The organism is Eubacterium sp. An11 (assembly GCF_002161065.1).
In the GTDB taxonomy this organism is placed as follows: domain Bacteria; phylum Bacillota; class Clostridia; order Lachnospirales; family Lachnospiraceae; genus Anaerobutyricum; species Anaerobutyricum faecale.
Genome location: NZ_NFLV01000031.1, coordinates 1 through 20501 on the forward strand (window position 1 = coordinate 1; position 20501 = coordinate 20501).

At 37.7% G+C, this 20501-nt stretch carries 22 protein-coding genes; 16 read left to right on the plus strand and 6 right to left on the minus strand.

Features of this window, described 5'->3' with window-relative positions; translation table 11 throughout:
- Window positions 1–172: 172 nt before the first annotated feature.
- The gene (locus B5E53_RS15705; RefSeq protein WP_207752756.1) at window positions 173–457 is read right to left on the minus strand and encodes a transposase; all 285 of its coding nucleotides are present in this window, start codon (window positions 455–457) and stop codon (window positions 173–175) included.
- A gap of 115 nt (window positions 458–572) precedes the next feature.
- Here B5E53_RS15705 and B5E53_RS15710 point away from each other — a divergent pair, with 115 nt between their 5' ends.
- From B5E53_RS15710 to B5E53_RS15755, 10 genes are all read left to right on the plus strand, one after another.
- Window positions 573–1421, plus strand: a complete 849-nt coding sequence (locus B5E53_RS15710; RefSeq protein WP_087316720.1) for a patatin family protein — start codon at window positions 573–575, stop codon at window positions 1419–1421.
- Between the two features lie 85 nt (window positions 1422–1506).
- Window positions 1507–4164: a cation-translocating P-type ATPase gene (locus B5E53_RS15715; protein WP_162611944.1), complete on the plus strand. Its 2658-nt coding sequence runs from the start codon at window positions 1507–1509 to the stop codon at window positions 4162–4164.
- A gap of 48 nt (window positions 4165–4212) precedes the next feature.
- Entirely contained in the window at window positions 4213–6024 is a 1812-nt protein-coding gene (gene ftsH / locus B5E53_RS15720; RefSeq protein ID WP_087316722.1) for an ATP-dependent zinc metalloprotease FtsH, read from the plus strand.
- Window positions 6025–6045: 21 nt separating this feature from the next.
- Window positions 6046–6642, plus strand: a complete 597-nt coding sequence (locus B5E53_RS15725) for a DUF308 domain-containing protein (protein WP_087316724.1) — start codon at window positions 6046–6048, stop codon at window positions 6640–6642.
- 46 nt (window positions 6643–6688) lie between these two features.
- Window positions 6689–7408, plus strand: a complete 720-nt coding sequence (locus B5E53_RS15730; protein WP_087316726.1) for a VTT domain-containing protein — start codon at window positions 6689–6691, stop codon at window positions 7406–7408.
- Window positions 7405–7920, plus strand: a complete 516-nt coding sequence (locus B5E53_RS15735; RefSeq protein ID WP_087316729.1) for a DUF308 domain-containing protein — start codon at window positions 7405–7407, stop codon at window positions 7918–7920. The genes B5E53_RS15730 and B5E53_RS15735 overlap by 4 nt, the downstream gene beginning before the upstream one ends.
- 438 nt (window positions 7921–8358) lie before the next feature.
- On the plus strand, window positions 8359–8658 hold the full coding sequence (locus tag B5E53_RS15740) for a hypothetical protein (protein ID WP_087316731.1): 300 nt from the start codon (window positions 8359–8361) through the stop codon (window positions 8656–8658).
- 93 nt (window positions 8659–8751) lie between these two features.
- Complete coding sequence (locus tag B5E53_RS15745; RefSeq protein WP_343215673.1) at window positions 8752–9120, plus strand: helix-turn-helix transcriptional regulator; 369 nt, start codon at window positions 8752–8754, stop codon at window positions 9118–9120.
- Between the two features lie 56 nt (window positions 9121–9176).
- Window positions 9177–9866, plus strand: a complete 690-nt coding sequence (locus B5E53_RS15750; protein ID WP_087316735.1) for a hypothetical protein — start codon at window positions 9177–9179, stop codon at window positions 9864–9866.
- A complete protein-coding gene (locus B5E53_RS15755; protein WP_087316737.1) occupies window positions 9863–10234 on the plus strand; it encodes a hypothetical protein in 372 nt (123 codons plus the stop codon). The genes B5E53_RS15750 and B5E53_RS15755 overlap by 4 nt, the downstream gene beginning before the upstream one ends.
- A gap of 63 nt (window positions 10235–10297) precedes the next feature.
- On the opposite strand, the gene B5E53_RS15760 is transcribed toward B5E53_RS15755, so the two are convergent.
- From B5E53_RS15760 to B5E53_RS15775, 5 genes are all read right to left on the minus strand, one after another.
- On the minus strand, window positions 10298–11665 hold the full coding sequence (locus tag B5E53_RS15760; protein WP_087316739.1) for a relaxase/mobilization nuclease domain-containing protein: 1368 nt from the start codon (window positions 11663–11665) through the stop codon (window positions 10298–10300).
- Window positions 11632–11955 carry a MobC family plasmid mobilization relaxosome protein gene (locus tag B5E53_RS15765; RefSeq protein WP_087316741.1) on the minus strand — a complete coding sequence of 108 codons (324 nt, stop codon included), beginning with the start codon at window positions 11953–11955 and terminating at the stop codon, window positions 11632–11634. The genes B5E53_RS15760 and B5E53_RS15765 overlap by 34 nt, the downstream gene beginning before the upstream one ends.
- A 274-nt stretch (window positions 11956–12229) precedes the next feature.
- Window positions 12230–12565, minus strand: a complete 336-nt coding sequence (locus B5E53_RS19840) for an ImmA/IrrE family metallo-endopeptidase (RefSeq protein ID WP_242963784.1) — start codon at window positions 12563–12565, stop codon at window positions 12230–12232.
- 14 nt (window positions 12566–12579) lie between these two features.
- Window positions 12580–12792 (minus strand): hypothetical protein, encoded by a 213-nt coding sequence (locus B5E53_RS19845; protein WP_242963780.1) that lies wholly within the window; start codon window positions 12790–12792, stop codon window positions 12580–12582.
- Between the two features lie 92 nt (window positions 12793–12884).
- Entirely contained in the window at window positions 12885–13340 is a 456-nt protein-coding gene (locus B5E53_RS15775) for a helix-turn-helix transcriptional regulator (RefSeq protein WP_087316743.1), read from the minus strand.
- A gap of 190 nt (window positions 13341–13530) precedes the next feature.
- Here B5E53_RS15775 and dinB point away from each other — a divergent pair, with 190 nt between their 5' ends.
- The 6 genes from dinB to B5E53_RS20005 all read left to right on the plus strand — a co-directional run bounded on the left by dinB (window position 13531) and on the right by B5E53_RS20005 (window position 20293).
- Window positions 13531–14775 (plus strand): DNA polymerase IV, encoded by a 1245-nt coding sequence (gene dinB, locus B5E53_RS15780; protein WP_087316745.1) that lies wholly within the window; start codon window positions 13531–13533, stop codon window positions 14773–14775.
- Window positions 14776–14798: 23 nt separating this feature from the next.
- The gene (locus tag B5E53_RS15785) at window positions 14799–15035 is read left to right on the plus strand and encodes a hypothetical protein (protein WP_087316747.1); all 237 of its coding nucleotides are present in this window, start codon (window positions 14799–14801) and stop codon (window positions 15033–15035) included.
- Between the two features lie 272 nt (window positions 15036–15307).
- On the plus strand, window positions 15308–15856 hold the full coding sequence (locus B5E53_RS15790) for a hypothetical protein (RefSeq protein ID WP_087316749.1): 549 nt from the start codon (window positions 15308–15310) through the stop codon (window positions 15854–15856).
- A gap of 329 nt (window positions 15857–16185) precedes the next feature.
- Window positions 16186–16746: a hypothetical protein gene (locus B5E53_RS15795; RefSeq protein ID WP_087316751.1), complete on the plus strand. Its 561-nt coding sequence runs from the start codon at window positions 16186–16188 to the stop codon at window positions 16744–16746.
- A 236-nt stretch (window positions 16747–16982) separates the two neighbouring features.
- Window positions 16983–19964 carry an SIR2 family protein gene (locus tag B5E53_RS15800; protein WP_087316753.1) on the plus strand — a complete coding sequence of 994 codons (2982 nt, stop codon included), beginning with the start codon at window positions 16983–16985 and terminating at the stop codon, window positions 19962–19964.
- Between the two features lie 200 nt (window positions 19965–20164).
- Complete coding sequence (locus B5E53_RS20005) at window positions 20165–20293, plus strand: hypothetical protein (protein WP_275532700.1); 129 nt, start codon at window positions 20165–20167, stop codon at window positions 20291–20293.
- The last annotated feature ends 208 nt before the right edge of the window (window positions 20294–20501 follow it).

Genomic DNA, 20501 nt, shown 5'->3' on the forward strand with positions numbered 1-20501 from the left:
GCTTTTATGTATTCCCTGCGTTTTTCTGTATCAGAAGGAGTACGGTTTAGCCATGAACGATATCCAGACCGTGAAACGCCTAAATATTTCAGCATTCCGGAGACGGAGACCCGGCGATTGTGTTTTCTGGCAGCTTCCGTCTTTTCAGAAACCTCGAGATAAATGGCTTCTGTTATTTTCCCAGAATGCTGATAGCTTTTTTTAGCACATCAAGTGCATCCTGGGCATCACGGAGTTCGCGTTTCAGACGGGCAATCTCTTTCTGCTCATCAGAGGCGTAATTACCGGAGCCACGAACAGGGATATCGCCAGACTCCCGGAAATCCTTCAGCCATTTTGTCAGAGTGCTGTAACCCACACCGAGGTTTTGAGCACAGCCACGGACACCAAGCTCTTTGTGATCGAAATAATACTGGACTGCATCCAGTTTAAACTGTTTGTCATGTTGCTTTGCCATAATGAGATCCTCCTTCAGTACGATACTTCTATTATGTCATGTATTGTCTATTTGGGATTTTCTCATTTTGACTTGCACTATTTATATACTAGCACCAAAAAACAGGAGGAACAAAATGAAAACAGGAGTAGTGGATGTTGGAGGCGGATTGAGAGGCATTTATGCAGCTGGGGTTTTTGACAATTGTCTGGATATTGGGATACAGTTTGACATCTGCATCGGCGTCTCTGCTGGAAGTGCAAACATTGCGTCTTATCTGGCAGGACAAAAAGGACGGAACTACCAGTTCTATTCTGAGTATTCATTTCGGAAAGAATATATGAGCTTTCGTAATCTTATTTTAAATAAATCCTATATTGATATGGACTATCTATATGGAACATTAAGCAATTCTACAGGAGAAAATCCATTAGATTATACGAAGATAATCCGGCATCCATCGGAAATGCTGGTGGTAGCATCGAATGCACTGACAGGTAAAGCAACATATTTTAACAAAAACGATTTAAAACAGGATAATTATAGCATTTTCAAAGTATCCTGTTCCATTCCGTTCATATGCAGACCTTATGAAATAAATGGTGTTCCTTATTATGATGGGGCATTGAGCGATCCGGTTCCGGTAGAAAAAGCATTTCAATGTGGCTGTGATAATGTAGTTGTAATTTTGACAAAGCCAGAAGATTTTATCCGGGATCCAAAGAAAGATGTAAAAATTGCAAAGTGGATTCAAAAAAAATATCCCGTATCGGCAGAAAATCTCAGGCAAAGGGCAGAACGATATAACCAGGAGGTTGCATTGGCGAAACAGTACAGGGATGAGGGTCGTGTTTTGATCATAGCTCCTGACGATACCTGCGGTGTAGATACTTTGACAAGAGATAAGAAAGCCTTGCAGCGCTTGTATAAGAAAGGATATAAAGACGCACAAATGATACAGGAGTTTTTAAAACAAGGAAGATAAAGAATAAAAGTGAAGTGGAGAGCCTTTTCATTTTGTTAAAACACTTAATATACATAATTTATATGGGTTTACAGGAGGAATTATTATGATTGATAACCAAAGTGACATACGATGGCATTCAAAGACGGCGGAACAGGCATTAGATACTTTGAAGAGCAGTACAGATGGATTAAGTGACGAGGAAGCTCGAAGACGTTTGGAAAAGTATGGAAGAAATGAGCTGCATAAAAAGAAGAAGAAAACAGTAGGGAAAATGATTCTGGAACAGATCATGGATGTTATGGTTCTGATCCTTGCAGGAGCAGCAATTCTGTCCATGATACTGGGAGAATGGGCGGAAGCGGTTGTAATTCTCGCCATTATCGTGGTGGATGCAGTCATTGGGGTGATTCAGGAGAACAAAGCATCCAATGCACTTGAAGCATTAAAACAGATGAGTGCACCCACAGCCTGCGTGAGGAGGAATGGAGAAGAAAGCCTTATTCCTGTCAGTGAGATTGTTCCGGGCGATATTGTGATTCTAGAGGATGGGGCAATTGTTCCGGCAGACCTTCGGCTGATTCACGAAAATCGGCTTGCGGTACAAGAGGCATCTCTGACAGGGGAGTCTATTCCAGTAGAGAAAGACAGCGAAAGCGTTCTTCCAATCGGAGAACCTATTGGAAGCAGAGCGAATATGGCATATATGTCTTCCATTGTTATGTATGGCAATGCAGAAGGGATTGCCGTTGGAACCGGAATGGACACGGAAGTTGGACGAATTGCCAATATGCTGGAAAATCAGGATGAGCTGGATACCCCGTTAAAGTGCAAGCTGGATGCAGTGGGTAAAATGCTGAGTCTCGTTGGCCTTGTGGTCTGTGTGGTCATTTTTGCAATCGGTTTCCTCTATGGCCGTCCATGGATACCGTTGTTAATGACGGCTGTTTCTCTTGCGATTTCCATTATTCCGGAGGGACTTCCGGCCACTGCTACGATTGTTATGGCTCTCGGAGTGCAGCGCATGGCAAAACAGAACGCAATTATCCGTAAACTTCCGGCTGTGGAGACTCTGGGGAGTGCCACAGTGGTCTGCTGTGATAAAACCGGAACACTGACGCAGAATCGTATGACGGTTACACATGTGGCGTTTGAAAAATCCTATCAAGCGGGAAAAGCTTCTTCTGTGGATATGATACAGGAATTTCAGGGACAAAATGCAGAACTCCTCAGAATTGCTGCTTTGTGTAATAACGCATCCATGAATCCGGACTGTCCGGGAGAGGTCATAGGGGATCCGACGGAGGGAGCTCTGCTTACATTTGCGGGTAAGTATGGATTTGATCCAGATCTGTTAGTGGAAAGAATGCCGAGGGTATTTGAGCAGCCCTTTGACTCGGTACGAAAACGTATGACTACGGTACATAAAAATGGTGAGGAGATCGTAGCCTATACAAAAGGCGCTGTAGAGGAAATGCTTCCGCTGTGTTCCCACATTGTGACTGAACAAGGAGTCCGACGGATGACAGAAAAGGATCGAAATCAAATTTTATCCCTCTGTATGAAAATGTCGGAAGAAGCACTTCGGGTTCTTGGATTTGCGAAACGGACACTCCCATATATTCCTGTGGATGAAAATGAAGATGTGGAAGAGGATATGACGTTCGTGGGAATGGCCGGAATGATCGATCCTCCACGTAAGGAAGTGATTCAGGCAGTGGAAACTTGCCATGAGGCAGGCATCCGGGTAATTATGATTACAGGGGATCATAAGGTGACTGCCCTTGAGATCGCAAGACAGCTTCACATTTTTCAGGAAGGAAATACAGTGGTTACAGGGCCAGAACTTGACGAAATGACGGATGAGCAGTTAAAGGAAGCAGTAAAAACAGCGGCTGTATTTGCGCGAGTCTCCCCTTCTGATAAACTCCGTATCATTAAAGCTTTGCAGGATAATGAAGAAGTGGCTGCCATGACCGGAGATGGAGTCAACGATTCTCCAGCCCTGAAGGCTGCTGATATCGGCATTGCAATGGGAAAATCAGGAACAGATGTAGCCAAAGATGCCGCAGACATGATCCTGATGGATGATAATTTTACCACGATTGAATACGCAGTCCGGGAAGGAAGGCGCATTTACCGTAATATTCAAAAAGTGATCCAGTTCCTGCTTGCCGGAAATATTGCTGAGATCCTAACACTGTTTATTGCTACTTTATTTAACTGGGACGCTCCAATCCTGGCGGTTCAGGTTTTGTTGGTCAATCTGATTACAGATACGCTTCCGGCATTGGCTTTGGGAGTTGACCCGGCTGAAAAGAATATCATGAAGTATAAACCGGTCAGATCGGGAACCCTTTTTGAGCATGGTCTGATAGTAAGGGTATGCCTGCATGGGGCGTTCATTTCGGCAGCGACAATAGGGGCTTTTCAGACTGGAGTACATATGGACGGCTATGAGGTCGGAATGACGATGGCATTCCTGGTACTGGCGATTTCACAGCTGCTTCACGCACTGAACCAGCGCTCGAATACAGAATCTATTTTCTCGACCGGAAATGGGCATAATCCACACTTGTTTTATTCCATTGCAGGTTCTGCCCTTGTGCTGGCAATAGTTTTGCTAGTTCCATATTTCCGGACTGTGTTTAGTCTGACAATGATTACTGCAAAAGAATGGGGAGTGGTGGCACTGTATTCCGTACTCCCGTTAGCCGCAGTAGAATTAACGAAAGTATTTATTCGACTAACCAGGAAGAATTAATGAAAAGGATTAAGAAAATGGAAAACGGGAACAGAATGGGGGATTCATATGAATGAAATAAAAACACCGAAAAAACCAATTATCTTTTATTACGTGATTGCTTTACTGGTTCTGATGCTTATCAATTTCTGGCTGATACCCTATATGCTTCAGACACAAGTGAAAGAAGTAGATTATGGAATGTTCATGTCCATGATCGAAGAAAAAGATATCGGACGTGTGGAAATCCAGGATAACAAGATCCTTTTTACGGATAAGGAAGACAGTAAGGTCTATAAAACCGGTGTTATGAATGATCCGGAGCTTACGATGAGGCTGTATAGATCCGGTGCAAAATTTGCCAGTCAGATTATTGAACCCACATCCCCGTTTTTGAGCTTTCTTCTTACATGGATTCTTCCCCTGTTGATATTCTTTGGTATTGGGCAATACATGACTAAAAGAATGATGAAGAATGTTGGAGGGGGAAACTCCATGATGTTCAATATGGGAAAAAGCAATGCCAAAGTTTATGTGAAATCTTCCAACGGAATCAGATTTTCTGATGTTGCCGGCGAGGATGAAGCAAAAGAAAACCTGACGGAGATCGTGGAATACCTCCATAATCCTGGGAAATATAAAGAGATTGGTGCTTCCATGCCAAAAGGGATTCTGCTGGTAGGCCCTCCAGGAACAGGAAAAACGATGTTGGCAAAAGCAGTGGCTGGAGAAGCAAATGTACCGTTCTTTTCCATGTCTGGGTCAGAGTTTGTAGAGATGTTTGTTGGTATGGGAGCATCCAAAGTCCGGGATCTGTTTAAGCAAGCAAAAGAAAAAGCACCCTGTATTGTATTTATTGATGAGATTGACGCAATCGGAAAGAAGAGGGATGGACAGTTCGGCGGAAATGATGAACGAGAACAGACATTAAATCAGCTTTTGACAGAAATGGATGGTTTTGAAGGGAATAATGGTGTTATTATTCTGGCTGCTACCAACAGACCTGAATCATTGGATCCGGCATTGCTGCGTCCTGGCAGATTTGACAGGCGTGTCCCTGTGGAATTGCCGGATTTAAAAGGCAGGGAAGAAATTCTAAAAGTTCATGCGAAAAAGATAAAATTGGGACAGGATGTGGATTTCACAAAAGTTGCCCGCATGGCATCCGGTGCATCTGGTGCGGAGCTTGCAAACATTGTTAATGAGGCAGCGTTACATGCCGTGAGGGACGGAAAAAGCTATGCAACCCAGGCAGATCTTGAAGAAAGTATCGAAGTGGTTATTGCAGGTTATCAGAAGAAGAATGCAATCCTTACGGATAAGGAAAAACTGATTGTTTCCTATCACGAGATTGGCCATGCTTTAGTAGCGGCGAAACAGACGCATTCTGCACCGGTACAGAAGATTACCATTGTTCCGCGTACATCTGGTGCACTTGGATATACGATGCAGGTGGAGGAGGGCAATCATTACCTGATGACAAAGGAAGAGATCGAGAATAAGATTGCGACATTTACCGGAGGACGGGCTGCAGAAGAAATAGTATTTGGTTCTGTTACAACCGGTGCTTCCAATGATATCGAGCAGGCCACGAAATTAGCTCGTGCGATGATTACGAGATATGGTATGAGTGACGACTTTGATATGGTTGCAATGGAAACGGTATCTAATCAATATCTGGGTGGAGATACCTCTCTTGCATGTTCAGCCCAGGTGCAGGCAAAAATTGATGAGCAGGTGATAGCACTTGTGAAGTCTCAGCACGAAAAGGCGATACAGATTTTGACAGATAATCGCAGTAAGTTGGATGAACTGGCGAACTTCCTGTACGAGAGAGAAACAATAACTGGAGAGGAATTTATGGAAATTTTGGAAAGATAATGTGAGACGAGAGGTGAAAACATGAAAGCATTGAAAAAAATAAAGTTGGATATGTGGATAAATGCAATCATGACGGTATTGATTGGAGTTTTATTCATAATAAAGCCATATGATTCATTTAAAGTGATTGCAGTGATTGCAGGTATTATGATTTTGTGCAGTGGGATTTTTGATTTGTTCTATGATTTAAAATTTCGGTTGAATACTTATTTTATGCAGGGATCGTTATTTGAAGGCATTTTGAAATGTATTTTGGGAATCTTTATCATTACACATGCTGGAATTACAATAGTGTTGTTTTCTTACGTGTTTAGTATTTTCATCATAATCAATGGAGTAATCTGTATGGAGACGGCTGTTTGTATGAAAGACATATTTCATGTGCGCTGTACATCATATGTTATTCTATCATGTATTATTATTCTGGCTGGAATTAGTATGATGTTCTTTTCACCGGATACAGTTTCAGCCGCTGCATTAATGGCAGGAATTATCTTCATTTTAAATGGCATTATTGACATTATTATATTATACCGATTGAGTAAAATAGGTAAAAAATATGCTCTTGAAATGAAGGATGTGTTTGATGAAGTAAATGGAAATATAATAGACGAATAGATATAAGAAATATCTTGTGATTATAATTATGAATGAGAAAAGTTGGATGAAAATCAGAAACAAAGAAAAAAAACAAAAGAGTGAGAAAAAGTCAGAAATAAAGCTAAAGAAACTCACTCCTTTAGCAGCAATTATTCTGATGACATTGATTCTTTTTGTGATTGTAAGAAAATCAGAAGAACCTTTGTCTGTAAAAACGATATTGAGGTATACACCTGAAAATATGATTTTGGCTGCGTGTGTTTTAGTTTTGTTCTTTGCTCTCAAAAGCCTTACAATTATGTTTCCATTGTCGATTTTATATTTGAGCAGTGGAGTTCTGTTTACACCATTTATAGCTGTGATGGTAAGTATGGTTGGACTGGCGACAACCATTACGATTCCTTATTGGATCGGAAGATACAGCGGTGAAGATATTATACAGTATATTGGGACTAGATATCCCAAGGTTCAACAATTGACAGGATATCAGAATGAAAATGCTTTTTTTGTATGCTTTATAACCAGAATTGTTGGATTTTTGCCAGGTGACATTGTCAGCCTGTATTTTGGCGCTTGTGGAGTGAAATTCACCACTTATCTGACAGCAGGAATAAGCGGTTCTTTGCTCAGTATTGTTACTACTACTTTGCTTGGAACTAAGTTGAGCAATCCGTTTTCAATAGAATTTATCATGGTATTATTATTAAGAATTTTGGTTTCTGCCGGAACTGTAGTCTTGAAACACTATATGAATAAAAGAACAGGAGAGAAAGGAGAAAAATGAATAGAATATTAAAAGTCAAGAGTATATTGTTTCCATCTCTAGGATTAATCTGTATATTGTTTTCTGATAGAGTAACTCTTCTGTTACCTTATTTATTAGGAAGTGCTATGGTACTTGTAGGTACACTGATGTTAGTAAGCTATTTTAAGGAAAAAAAGTTTTTTGAAAAGCAGGCAGACGAATTAGCATATAGTATTATGATGTTTATTATGGGGATTGCATTTTTACTGAAAGGATCCAGTTCGTTGGAGGCATTAGGAATTACTTGGGCAATTATCGGTATTAGAAAGGCATCTAAATCATTGAATGGGGCAATTAGGCAGTTCTTTTGTAGAAATAATAATTGTGTTATACCAATGATAGAATTTTTTGTACGAATCACGCTAGCATTACTCCTTCTGTTTAATCCGATTGAAAAGATATCCAATCATGTGATTATATTAGGATTGGAAATAATAGCAGTTAGTATCGAATACTCAGGCTTTCATGTTCTGCCTAAAATCGTAGAATAAATAGTTACTAAATAATTATAACAGGTAGTGTTAATTTTGCTGTTTTATTACAAATTGGTGCTGAACGTGACAATGCAAAGATACCAAATACATGGTAACCAAGTTAATCAAAGAAATCCACCTTCCAGAATGTTGATTCCCAGAGTTTTGTAGTTATGGGGTGTTTAGTGCATGAAGGTTTAGGTATTTCATTTTCAAAGTTTTACTTTTAAATACACCTGCAATTATAGCTCTGGTAGAAAATTAATTGTTTAATGCATTGTGATAAGGGAAGAGTATGGGGAGATGTGCATAAAGAAAAGGAAATTTGATTAATAAGGTAATATTTATCGAAAACCGGCGAATTATGTCAAACATTGTTATTTGACATTAGATCCATATCTTTGTACAATTTAATTGCCATTTTGGTGATTAAATTGTAAGGGAGGACAAAAAAAGATGAATCTGCTTACGAGAGAAATATTGAATCAGACAATAGCAGAAGCTATTGATGCTACCAGAGAAAAAATTTGTGCAGAAGATGAGATATACCAACAGGATGAGAAAGATCTGGATGAATTGACAGTGAGATTTATGGAATTAGATTTGCCGGAGCATGACAGAATGATAATCAATGATTATATCGCCTGCTTACAAACAGTAGATTGTCGGTATGCGGATATTTCTTATATGGCTGGTATTGAAGATGCCATTACTTTCTTAAAGAAGATGGATTTGATAAAAAATACAATTGAATAGGTATTAAGAGCTGCTTTTCTTTTTTTTACCCCACTACTCAAGTCTACTAGAGTATTTAGATAAGCGGTATAGTTCTAATCTTTTCGCTGATTTATGGTTACAATGTATGTAAAAATAGGTCAGAGAAGAGGTGCAAAATACTTGCGTATAGAAGAGTATATTCCAAAAAGAATCTCTGAATTATGCAGAAAACGTGGGTATTCTAAATATCGACTCTCACAGCTTACGGGAATGTCGCAGACAGCATTAGGAAATATAATGTCCAGAGACAGCATTCCGACGATTCCAACGCTTGAGAAAATATGTGATGCATTTGGAATATCGTTAGCTCAGTTTTTTGCAGGAGACAGTGGCAAATTAGATTTGACATCTGATCAAACAGAGTTATTGGATATATGGGATGGATTGGAAGTTAAAGAAAGAGAGATTGTGTTATCTCTTATGAGGAGTTTAAAGAAATAAGAGCAGTTCAAGAAAAAATTGGACTGTTCTTTTTTTGTGCGTTGGAGAAGGTAGGAATGAAGAAAAAAGGAATACTTGGTGCAATTGTGATTGCACTGCTTTGTACGGGATGCGTACATAAATTGAATGCGGTAACAACAAAAGCAGAGAATAATTTTCAACTTCCGGATGTGAAATCTGAAATCAGCCAGGAAAAGTGCTGCATTTGCGGAAATAATGAAAGAAGCTTGATGCCATATTACAGAAAGTCGGGAATGTTGGGGTTAGTATGTTTGAATACAATGGAAATATCAACATTAGATACTCGTGTGTATTCTGACGATGGTACGGAAATCATTAGTGATGGTGGATTAAGTGTTACGTCATCTTCACATGGAGAGGAAGAGTGCAGTTTCCGGATCAACGGGATGCCAAACCATGGGATTTTTGAGGGTAAAGTGAATTACGGAGAAAAGAGTACACCGAATTTTAAAGTGATAAAAAAATACTTATGCCAGGATTGTCTGGATAAAGTCCTTTCCATGTATCAGGATGAAATGGAATGGAACGATTCCAAGGGTAGATTTCCGGAAGTATGTATTGTGGATTTTCAAACAAATGAGCTTTATACACTGGGGAAAAGCTACACGGGCTATTGGATAAGAGATTATTGGATACATATTGATCACGATGATGACAGTAGCAGTATAATGGCTATATATGCACCAGAAGATAAAATGGATAGCGGGAGTGAAGAAAGTCGATGAAAAAATCGAAAGATATAATTTCTCAGGAAAACAAATTTTTGCGATTATGCGGGGGAAAGTACAAGGATAAAATCAAAAAAAGGATACCGATGACAACCGGAGAATTCCAAAAGTTTATGTATTTATTTGAGACGATGGGATTTAATGAATATTCCTTATATTTTTCTATGGAGATGTTTCCGGAGCTTTTGGTGGAATACGGGGAAAGATGTAGAGATGACGATGAGATTGATTATGGGCAAGTTGATTTCCCGATAGAAGAAATCGTTGCTATAAGTGATGAATGGTTGAAAGAGTTCTGTGATCAGATGCCATTAGAAAGCCAAAGAAAGAAATACCGGAATGTCTTTGAAATTGATGAAGAGTAAGAAATGAGCTAAGGTCAGTGACGCACAGAGTAATTGACCTTAGCTCATTGCATATGGAGATTATTATAAATCATGTTCCGCTTGTCGGTGTTCAGAAGTGTTCATGAAATGTGCGTCATTGGATAACAAGGTGTTGAAATTGGCAGTTATGGTATTTATCGTTGAGCGCCTTTTTTCTAAATCTTGCTTTTCCTTGACAGCAGAGGAACGTTCATTTCTTAGATTATCAATTTTTTTCTGCAGCCTCTCCGGGGAAGGTAATTTTGTAATGCCCAGCTCCTGTAATTGCTGTTTTAAGGAATCATGCAGTTTATATTCTGACTGGTGAGCTGCTTTATATTTCTGAGGATCCGGTGCTGTTTTTGCATCTTCTACTATTTTTCTGCAGGTACGGTAGGACGAACAGTGTTTCTGAATAAGTTCCTGATGGGATATTTCAGAACTTATTTCAGAAATTCGCTGTTCCGTAGCGATAATAGAATTATCAATATCTGCAATATGCTGTTGGAAGTCTTCGTAATTCAGCAAATTGTTTTCGGATAGATAGTTGAAGGTTCGGGCTGCTTCTTTCAGATTATTGAGTTGTGCCCACCGTTCAAATCCGGCACGATTGCCGGTACTTACATAAGATGAGATATTGATAAAAAGCCGTAATTCTCTGGAGACGTTACGTGGATTTTTTGTTTTATGCCGGTTTTTCTCAAGGCGGAGTAATACATTTTCTTCCGTGTAATAGCTACCCAGAGATTTCATATTTGTAAAGTTTTTTTGCTCCGGTGCACGGAAAGCCAGGTTCTTTCCCTGACGGATTTCATATCCAGAAAGTCTCATTTTTTGAAGGAACTCATCATAGTTGATAGAGGACCAGATCGCTTTATCTACAGCGACTTTTAACTTTGCTTTCCAGCTGTTTCCACGATGGTACTCCATATTTTCTTTATAAGATTTTCCTTTTTCTCCGGTTGGCATACTGGTGACGAGACCGTTTTCCTGGCAAATACGGTTGCTGATCCGGCAGATTTTATGATAGCTGCGTTTGTTGGAGACATATTTATGATGGTCAATAAAGCTGGTAGCATTAAAAATGATATGGTTATGAATATGGTCCTGGTCAACATGGGTACTGATGACATATTCATATTTCCCTTTAAGTACTTCGTCAGCAAATTCTTTGCCGAGCTTATGTGCGGTTTCAGCGTCAACCTCGCCAGGCATAAAAGATTGAATTAAATGAAATGCCAGATTGTTACCTTTGTCCATCACGTTCTTTTTGCCTTCTTCTCTGGTGAAAGCAAATTCCAGATCAGCAGATTCTGGGGAGCAGGCGAAACTGGAAATCAGTAATTTCTCTTCGGTTTTGTCTGGATTCATAATATAGTCCAGTGCTTTTTTATCAGTTACTTTAATGGGGAAGATTTTAATATACGCCATATCTCGCTTACCATCCTTTTCAATTCTTCCATTTCTTCCGGATACAAATCTCCGGTGGTATTTACCTTTTTTGCAATCTGATTGATATTTACACCGATTTTATGCATCTCTTCGTACACCTGCTTGATCGGGGTTGTGTCGGTGTTGATGATATAGCCGTCGATAGCCATTTTCCTAAGATAGGCTCCCATGTTTCTGGTCTTTGACAGAATCATCTTTTTTCGGATCAGCTTTTTTTCCTCTGGAGTGACACAAAATAATATTTGGATGTTTCTTTTTCTGTTTGACATGTATATTTTCTCCTTCTGTACGTAATTCGGTTTTGTTGTGCTTCGGGGTTTTCAATTTAGGGCAGGGTTTCCTAAATTGTCATTTTTGCGGAAGTGTATATACACTTCCTGTCCTTGCTATTTAACCGGCGGTGGAGCCGCCGGAAGAGTACTTCTTGAAAAGAGATCCCTATAAATAACCTACTGGGAGAAGAAAAAAGAGACATAAAAAAAGAAAGCTAAGATGATAAGGTTCAAAAGTCTTAGCTTTCAGATAATGCTTTGAGATAGTATTTCAGCACAATTCATAAGATGCTGCCTTATCGGCTGCTTTTTCAAGTTTTTTCAAGAAATCGCCCTGTGACACTACAGGAGATTCTACTTTATATCCCTTTCGCTTCAAAACCCGGAATTTGAAATCCAGCATTTCAAATGGAACGCATAATTTTTTGGCGACGTCAAAGAAAAACAAATCATCATTGAGCAGAGCCAGAACTTGTTCATCTGGCAGGAGCAATTCGGCAGCAAAAATGTTTGCTTCATATTCTTTATAGTCCGTATTATCAAATAAAGTTACCTCATGAAAAGGTGCGCTGGCTGCAGAGTCTGCATGTAATACACAGTGACCCAGTTCATGAGAGAGGACTACTTTTTGAAAAGTTCTGGAAGATCACTGTTGATTGTGATATGTTTCATCCGCCGTGAAATTAGAAAAAATCCCTTGCAGCATCCTTCATAGATTCCCATTGGGCGTAACTTTACTGTAATTTTCATTGCCTTAGCTAAACGAAAAGGATCAGTTTCATCATATTTGTTTTGCAGCTGTTTGACTGTATCTGCTATTGTTTCAATGGTCAATCGAATTCACATCCTCCCTGTTTTATAGTAGATAGGATTTCTCACTATCAGTGTAGTATAAAAGCTGTCCTATAAAAAGGATAGCAGGAGGATTACTTATCAATAGATGCAAGATTTTCAGATTTTTTTCTGCCGAAAGTTTCTTTCGCAGCTTTTTTACAATCAAGATACGCTTCCATCACAGCCTGAAAATATTGATCTTTGGCTTTTTCACTTATTGTGCCGCCGGCAAAAAGTGTCTGGTTTTGTCTCAGCATTTCTTCCAGGTTAAGAGAATCTTGCTTACTGGTCATCTGACGCATTTCTTCCACATAGTCCATCCGGTCAAGTCCATAGGTAGGGTCTTCGATGGAATCATCCTTCAGATACTCGGTTGATACGTTTAATGCTTTTGCCAGTTTATAGAGTTGTGCTGATTGTGGAAATCGTTCTCCGGCTTCATAAGTAACGATGGTACGGAATCCAATCCCAGCTTTTTCTGCCAGCTGCTTTTGACTTAATCCAAGTTGTCCTCGATGTTCTTTTACTTTCTCTTTAAAGGGTTTCATAATGCGCCTCCATTCTTGATTTGCTATTTCTTGCGAATAGTATCTTGACAATCATGCTAATAGTTGCTAGAATACGAATTAGCAAGAAGTGGCAATCTGTCGTAACTATAAGCAAATTATAGAATGAACAAAAGAAAAAGTCAATAACAAACTTGCTATATGTTGCTAATTTTGATTGGGCGGTGATGATATGGAACGTACAATACTTCATTCTGATATGAACTGTTTTTATGCAAGCGTAGAGATGCTGCATCATCCGGAATTAGCGGAAAAGCCATTAGCAGTAGGAGGGGATCCGGAAGCAAGGCACGGAATTGTCCTTACAGCAAATTATATTGCAAAAAAATCTGGTGTGAAAACAGGAATGGCATTATGGCAGGCAAAGCAGGTTTGCCCGGAAATCATTTTTGTGCCACCAAGAATGGATTTATATTTGCGATTTTCAAGAATGGCACAGGAAATCTATAGTGAATATACGGATTTGAGAGAACCATTCGGAATTGATGAAAGTTGGCTTGATGTATCTGCCAGCACTTCAATAAAAGGCGATGGAATGAAAATAGCAAATGAAATCAGTAAAAGAATAAAGCATGAGTTGGGAGTCACGGTCAGCATTGGTGTTTCATGGAATAAGATATTTGCAAAACTTGGTTCCGATTATAAAAAGCCTGATGCCATTACAGAGTTCTCAAGAGAAAACTATAAAAACCTTGCCTGGAACCTTCCTGCAGGAGATTTGATTTATGTCGGGAGAAGCACTAATAAAAAACTGCAGACTTTAGGAATCAAAACAATTGGTGAACTTGCAAATACGGAACCAGCTATATTGGAGAACCGTCTCGGAAAGATGGGATTGGTATTACACACATTCGCAAATGGCTGGGACGAAACGCCGGTTTGTGTAGAAGGGTATCAAGCTCCAATCAAATCTATTGGAAATAGTACAACGACTCCAAGAGATCTGGTGAATGATTTGGATGTAAAGATTATTTTGATGGCGCTGTCTGAAAGTGTAGCATCCAGATTACGTGAAAATGGATTTCAATGTAAGGTGGTTGAAATATCAATTCGTGATAATGAGTTATATCATTTTTCAAGGCAATGCAAATTGAAGCGTCCAACCAATATTACGGATGAAATTGTTCAGGCTGCGTATCGACTGTTTAAAGATAATTACAGATGGGAACATCCTATTAGAAGTCTTGGCGTCCGGGGATGTGATCTGGTATCAGATGATATGCCGTATCAGTTGGACTTATTTATTAGTGAACAGAAAAGAGAAAAGTTGGAAAAGATGGATCAGGTAGTGGATGAAATCCGAGCCAGGTTTGGATATAAAAGCATTCAAAGAGCTTTCGTTTATCAGGATAAGCTCCTGGCACAATTAAATGCAAGAGAGCATACGGTTCATCCGCAAGGTTATTTCCACGGATAGGAGAGGCAAGGTGTTTTTTAGTGATGGATAAGGTATATGTTGATGTCCTGGCGGTGTTTAGCCGGGAAGGTGAATTGATTCCAAAAGCGTTTGTATGGGAAGACGGACATCGGTATGAAATTGATAAAATTTCAAAACCGGAAAGATGTGCGAGCAGGAAAGCTGGTGGTACCGGTTATCGCTATACTTGTATGGTGGAAGGTAAGATATGCCATCTCACATATGAAGAAAATTATAAATGGTTTATGGAACGAAAATAAGCGATTCCAAAAGGATGCCCTAAAACAGGGCGCCCTTTGAAAATAAAAAATAGTCAAAACAGAAACATCAGTAGTCGGGGATACATCCTTTCCCGTGAGAACCGGCTGCCTTACATATATCATATAGTTTCCGGTCAGCCAGAAATGAAAACAATCCCACTGTAGAAATTTCTGCGGAAGCTGCATGACAGTGATGTTCAGCACAGCAGTTATTGCTGAGAAATACTTTATGATTGGTCTGACTGCAGGTGCAGTCGGGAAGGAGGACAATTATGCAGACAATTCAAAATATTTTTGACAATATGGAAGTGGTGACTGAAGAAGCCTATAAAAATACGGAGCTTTTACTTAAACAATATACGAAGGTGATGTTCCGTATTGAAAAAAATATTGTAGATATAGATTACGAGTTATATGTAGTGGAAGGAAAGCATTTAAAAGAAATGCTTTATGAATTGGTCGATTTCGATTCAACTGCAGAGAAACGAAGAATTCAGGATAAGTTGCTGAATAATGATATGAATTTGTGCCTATTGGAGATTATGAGAGACTCCCTTTTGGCAGTGAGGGATTATCCGAAGAATGGTCAACTGTATTACAGACTCTTGAAATATCGGTATTTTGAGTCCGGGAATACAAATGATGATGTGATGCTGATGCTGGATGATATGCCAAGTACGACATATTACAGGAATCGGAAAAAAGCAATTCGTTTATATGCTACTATGCTATGGGCATTTACAAGACCGGAAAAAGTGGAGGCGAAAATGGAAGAAATACATATAAAAAAGACTGGAAGAAAAATGGAAGTAAATAGGTAGTGAACTGGCAGAGCATTGGCAGGTAAGTGGTATTACAATGAAAATGTGTAGATGATAGAATTGATATGCTGAGAAAAATAGTCCTTCGCAGATAGATATCTGCGGAGGATTTTCTTTTCTCAAGATTTTTAGGCATCTGGCTGTGTCCGAAAGGGCATGGCCTTTTTTTATGCCCAAGAGGAACATCAGCTCATTGATGACTTTTTGCGGCAGAGATGCCGGAAAGGAAAGGCATATCATCATGCAGGCAAAAGGCTGGCACTATGCCAGATATCCATGACTTCGATTTGTTGCCAATTAACCAAATCGACAAATCGGAGGAAAATATCATGGAAGAAAGAATATACACATTTTATGACAAATACCAGAAAGTAAGATATGAAAACGTAACTGCAGAGGAGCTGGATTTTTTGAACAAATCTTATAATAAGGAAAAATATTTAATGCGTGATCAGTATATCAGGCAGAATATTTGTCTTTTTTCTTCACTGGAAAACGAAGAAGGCAATTTTACAGATTATCTCTCTGATCGGAATGCAGATGTTGCCCAGCAGATCACAAGCGAGATTTTCTTTAAAGAACTGTTTTCTGATTTAACGGAAAGAGAAAAAAAGATTGTATGCGAAAATCTTGTAGAAGGTAAAAGCCTGGGAGAAGTTGCGGACAGCTTAAAGATTTGCTATCGTCAGGCAAGCAGAGATAAAAAGAGTGCTTTAAGCAAAATGCTGAAACGTATGAAGGCAGCCGGATATAGATCATATGCGGTAGCGGAGAGGGAGCTGTTAAATAATGGCGGATTTGCGCCAACGCAGATGGATGCTCAGAATAGTATCCAGAGGAAGCGGACAGGAGCAGTGAGATTGCCGTCGGATAGCGTGAAAAGGAAATAAAAATTAGATTGCCAGAGGCATTGATTGTTGTAATCAGTGCCTCTGGCGTTGCTATTAAGGGTAAAATAATTATTTTGCAATTTATAACGATATGTGTCAGATACTATGTTATACTTAGAAAAAAAGAATTGTAAAAGTAAAATGGAACAATAAGAGCTATAGTGGTAGGAGTCAGTAATTATAAAAGTAGACGATAAAAGGAAGCGCATTTTATAAAACTATATGAGGTGATTTTAATGAACCAGATTATCGAACAAATAGAAAGAATTAAGCAAATAAATTCAAATGAGAATCTTGTGATTTTTGTGGGCGCTGGAGTTTCTAAAAATTCTGGCGTGTGTTCATGGTGGGAGTTGGTTAAAGAGATTGCTGATAAAATCGGTGAAAATAAATGCACATCATGCGAGATGAAAGATTTGATATGTGAAAAATGCGGTGAGCAAATTGAATTGTGCAGCATAGATGGTTATAACTGTAAATTGAAGTATGATTTTTCAGCGGAGGATTTTTTGCGTATCCCGCAACATTTCTACGAAAGCTTTGGTGATACTGAAGAAGAGAAAAAACCATATTATGATTTTTTGAAAGATAAGTTTTGTAGTGATGAATATGAAACCAATATTATTGATGAAATTATTGTTAAGCTTCAACCAGAACATATTATTACTACAAATTATGATCATTTACTGGAAAATGTAAATGATCCTAGAGTTTCTAAATATGCAGTAATAACGAAAGATGATGACATTTTGTCAAAAAAGGGACGAAATTATATTATCAAAATGCATGGAGATATTGATGATATAGAGAATATAGTATTAAAAGAGGATGATTACTTAAATTATTCTCAAAATCATATTATCATAGAGACATTTATAAAATCCCTTTTGATTGACAAAACATTTCTTTTTGTAGGATATTCGTTAAATGATAATAACTTGAAACTTATTATGAGCTATATTGATTTCTTTGTTAAAGAAAAAAGGGTAGAAAATCGTCAGCCACATTATTTAGTAGTAGATAAAATTAAAGATTGTGCACATGACATATCATACTGGAAAAACAAAGGAGTTGAGCTGATAGATTTATCACAAATATCGGATTATATGATAGAAAACTCGAAATGCACGGAGATAAGTAACGGTGTAGGGAAAAAACTGTATTCTTTTTTGTATTATTTGAACAGTGATCCATTAGCATATACAGATGATAAAGCGGAATTGTTAAATATTGCGTTGGAAAAACTTAAAAAGGATGTTTCTTGTTTTGGATTCATTAGTTATAAAACAATTATTGAGGCATTTCAATTTAAAAGTGTTTATGGAATAAAGACACCCATAATGACCTTTAATGATGTAGTAGAATATAATAATTTTAAAAGACTAACAAAAAACAAGGACTTGTGTTGCCTGTTGAAGAAGTCAGGGATATTTGGAATTCAACTTGAATCTCGGGCTACAAGAGATAGGATTGTTTTCGAAGAATATTTTGAAGAAAATGATAGTTTATTTGAGCTTTCTCTACAAAATAAGTATCATGAAATTATGAGTAAAATAGAAAAGGAATCATTAAACTCTGTGAAGGCATACTATTCTTCGTTAATCAAATATACAGACGGATTAATAGATATTATGAATGGCTTGAAGGAACAATATGACAATGTAGATTATTTGAAACTCTCAAATCAAACGTATTATGAATTAGCAATATACCAGTTTAATAATACATGTGCACGTTTACTATTGTATTTAGAGAATAGTAAAGAGGATTATGATAGGCTAAATTTATTATTGGATAGTGCTGCTGCTCGATATAGTAAAGCATATAATACAATAAAAGACATAACCGAAAATGGATCTGATATTCAAGAAATGAATAATTATCTTTTAAAGCATGAAGAATATTATATGAAAAAAGCAAGTATTTCTAAAATGGGCGGAACAATTTATGGAGACTTGTTTCAGATTAGGCAAATTGCATATGACTATTACTTGTTCTACAAGAAAAATCATTTAATGTTGGATTGGTTCAACAATGTTGAAAAAATGGTGAAACCATATATAAAAGCAATATTTTGTACATATTATCCAGATGAATTTCAGGGAAAAGGGGCATTTCCAAGAACAAATGTGAAACCGTATCCTATAGAATTGTTGGATGTGGATATGATGGTAAAACATATTAAACAAAAGGAATTAAGAAGTATAGCATCATATTATAAAGTTGATTCAATAGAATTATCTGATGAATTTGACATTTCTGTGTTGTTTGAGAATTTTTGCTTATCCATGAAGGAATATTGGAATATAAGGATGATAGAGCAGTTGGAGTCGTTTAGTTTCTTATTGTCGTTATGCAAGTTGAATCAGGAGCAAAACTCTAGAATTGTAAAGGCCTTTGTAGTATTGCTAACACCTTCTGAAACTGAAAATATTCGGGCAATTACAAATAACATATATGCTTTGTGGATATACGTAGAAAAGCATTTTGATAAAACAATTGCAGAGTATGTTGCTTTGTTAGAACTATTGGTTAATAGTGAAATTCCGCTAGAAGCAACTGCACATCCGGGTGCATATCCTAATTTGATAAAGATATTATCAGAGATGGCTGATAAAAAAATATATATCCATTGTTGTGATGAACTCGATAGAATAAAGGATAATATTCGGCAGAAGACATTTTTCGTGTTTGTTAACAGAAAAATCTTACTGAAATATGATGAAAACAAATGGAAAAATTGGATAGTAGAGAATCTTATAAATAATTGGGAGGAAGAGATATTTCAATTTCTATACGAAGAAATACTGATATTTGATGGAAAAATAAAAGAATATTATAATAATAAATTTAGGGAGTATGCCAAAAAAAATGTGGCAGGGGTATATACATTTCCAGACCATAAGGCAGATGCAATTAATCACTTAGTTATATTGGTATTATTAGGTTGTGCAAATGAAGAAGATATTAAATTTTTGGAAGAATATGCATATATGAGTGATTATTTAGAATTTATATTCAAACCGGAATCCTTTGATTATAAAAAAATAAAGATATCAGATAATATGTGGTGTAACTTCATTAATAATAACAATTACAGAAAAAGGATACTAGAACATAAAAGTGAATTTTGGAATAAAGATGAGGAGAAAAGAATTACACTGGGATTTGGTTCTTCATTTGAAAATCGGGTAGCCTATAAATACTTATTTGATTAATGGGTTGTTGTTTAAGAATTATTAACTCGGCGGAACAGATATATATAATACCGAATATCAGAACAAACATTCGAAACTCCACAATATAATTATTGACATTTGTATCAATTCGTATTAGAATGATACATATAAGGAAGGGGGAGATTGAAATGCCGAGAAAACCGTCATTGGATGGAAAGGATTCGAGTTTAAGAATTCGTATGACTGCAGAAGATAAAGAACGGTTAGTTTCATATGCTGAAAGACATTATCAGACGATGAGCGGAGTCATTTGTCAGGCATTGGATCTTCTTTATGCGCAGGAGGAAGCAAAAGACCGTCCAAGTTGATTTGGAGTTTTTTTGGAGTTTATTTTTCCTTTAGCGGTACGGAAACTACGAAAAACAAACATAAGTTCGAATTTTAAGTATCTATACAGGCGTCATAGGCAGCGTATAATGCCATCCGCCGAGGAATTTGAATAGTGGAAAAAATCCCCTCAGAAGGCTTAAATAAGCCATCTGAGGGAATGAAAAAAGGCTCCGTGACAATGATATG

Excerpts from the sequence above, each read along its gene's own strand:
- B5E53_RS15740 (WP_087316731.1), top strand. The coding sequence starts at position 8,359 with ATGAATCTGCTTACGAGAGAAATATTGAATCAGACAATAGCAGAAGCT.
- B5E53_RS15710 (WP_087316720.1), top strand. The coding sequence starts at position 573 with ATGAAAACAGGAGTAGTGGATGTTGGAGGCGGATTGAGAGGCATTTAT.
- B5E53_RS15705 (WP_207752756.1), bottom strand. The coding sequence starts at position 457 with ATGGCAAAGCAACATGACAAACAGTTTAAACTGGATGCAGTCCAGTAT.
- B5E53_RS15795 (WP_087316751.1), top strand. The coding sequence starts at position 16,186 with ATGGAAGAAAGAATATACACATTTTATGACAAATACCAGAAAGTAAGA.
- ftsH (WP_087316722.1), top strand. The coding sequence starts at position 4,213 with ATGAATGAAATAAAAACACCGAAAAAACCAATTATCTTTTATTACGTG.
- B5E53_RS15750 (WP_087316735.1), top strand. The coding sequence starts at position 9,177 with ATGAAGAAAAAAGGAATACTTGGTGCAATTGTGATTGCACTGCTTTGT.
- B5E53_RS15785 (WP_087316747.1), top strand. The coding sequence starts at position 14,799 with ATGGATAAGGTATATGTTGATGTCCTGGCGGTGTTTAGCCGGGAAGGT.
- B5E53_RS15765 (WP_087316741.1), bottom strand. The coding sequence starts at position 11,955 with ATGTCAAACAGAAAAAGAAACATCCAAATATTATTTTGTGTCACTCCA.
- B5E53_RS15715 (WP_162611944.1), top strand. The coding sequence starts at position 1,507 with ATGATTGATAACCAAAGTGACATACGATGGCATTCAAAGACGGCGGAA.
- B5E53_RS20005 (WP_275532700.1), top strand. The coding sequence starts at position 20,165 with ATGACTGCAGAAGATAAAGAACGGTTAGTTTCATATGCTGAAAGACAT.
- B5E53_RS15745 (WP_343215673.1), top strand. The coding sequence starts at position 8,752 with ATGGTTACAATGTATGTAAAAATAGGTCAGAGAAGAGGTGCAAAATAC.
- B5E53_RS15800 (WP_087316753.1), top strand. The coding sequence starts at position 16,983 with ATGAACCAGATTATCGAACAAATAGAAAGAATTAAGCAAATAAATTCA.
- B5E53_RS15755 (WP_087316737.1), top strand. The coding sequence starts at position 9,863 with ATGAAAAAATCGAAAGATATAATTTCTCAGGAAAACAAATTTTTGCGA.
- B5E53_RS15790 (WP_087316749.1), top strand. The coding sequence starts at position 15,308 with ATGCAGACAATTCAAAATATTTTTGACAATATGGAAGTGGTGACTGAA.
- B5E53_RS15775 (WP_087316743.1), bottom strand. The coding sequence starts at position 13,340 with ATGAAACCCTTTAAAGAGAAAGTAAAAGAACATCGAGGACAACTTGGA.
- B5E53_RS15735 (WP_087316729.1), top strand. The coding sequence starts at position 7,405 with ATGAATAGAATATTAAAAGTCAAGAGTATATTGTTTCCATCTCTAGGA.
- B5E53_RS15760 (WP_087316739.1), bottom strand. The coding sequence starts at position 11,665 with ATGGCGTATATTAAAATCTTCCCCATTAAAGTAACTGATAAAAAAGCA.
- B5E53_RS15730 (WP_087316726.1), top strand. The coding sequence starts at position 6,689 with ATGAAAATCAGAAACAAAGAAAAAAAACAAAAGAGTGAGAAAAAGTCA.
- dinB (WP_087316745.1), top strand. The coding sequence starts at position 13,531 with ATGGAACGTACAATACTTCATTCTGATATGAACTGTTTTTATGCAAGC.
- B5E53_RS15725 (WP_087316724.1), top strand. The coding sequence starts at position 6,046 with ATGAAAGCATTGAAAAAAATAAAGTTGGATATGTGGATAAATGCAATC.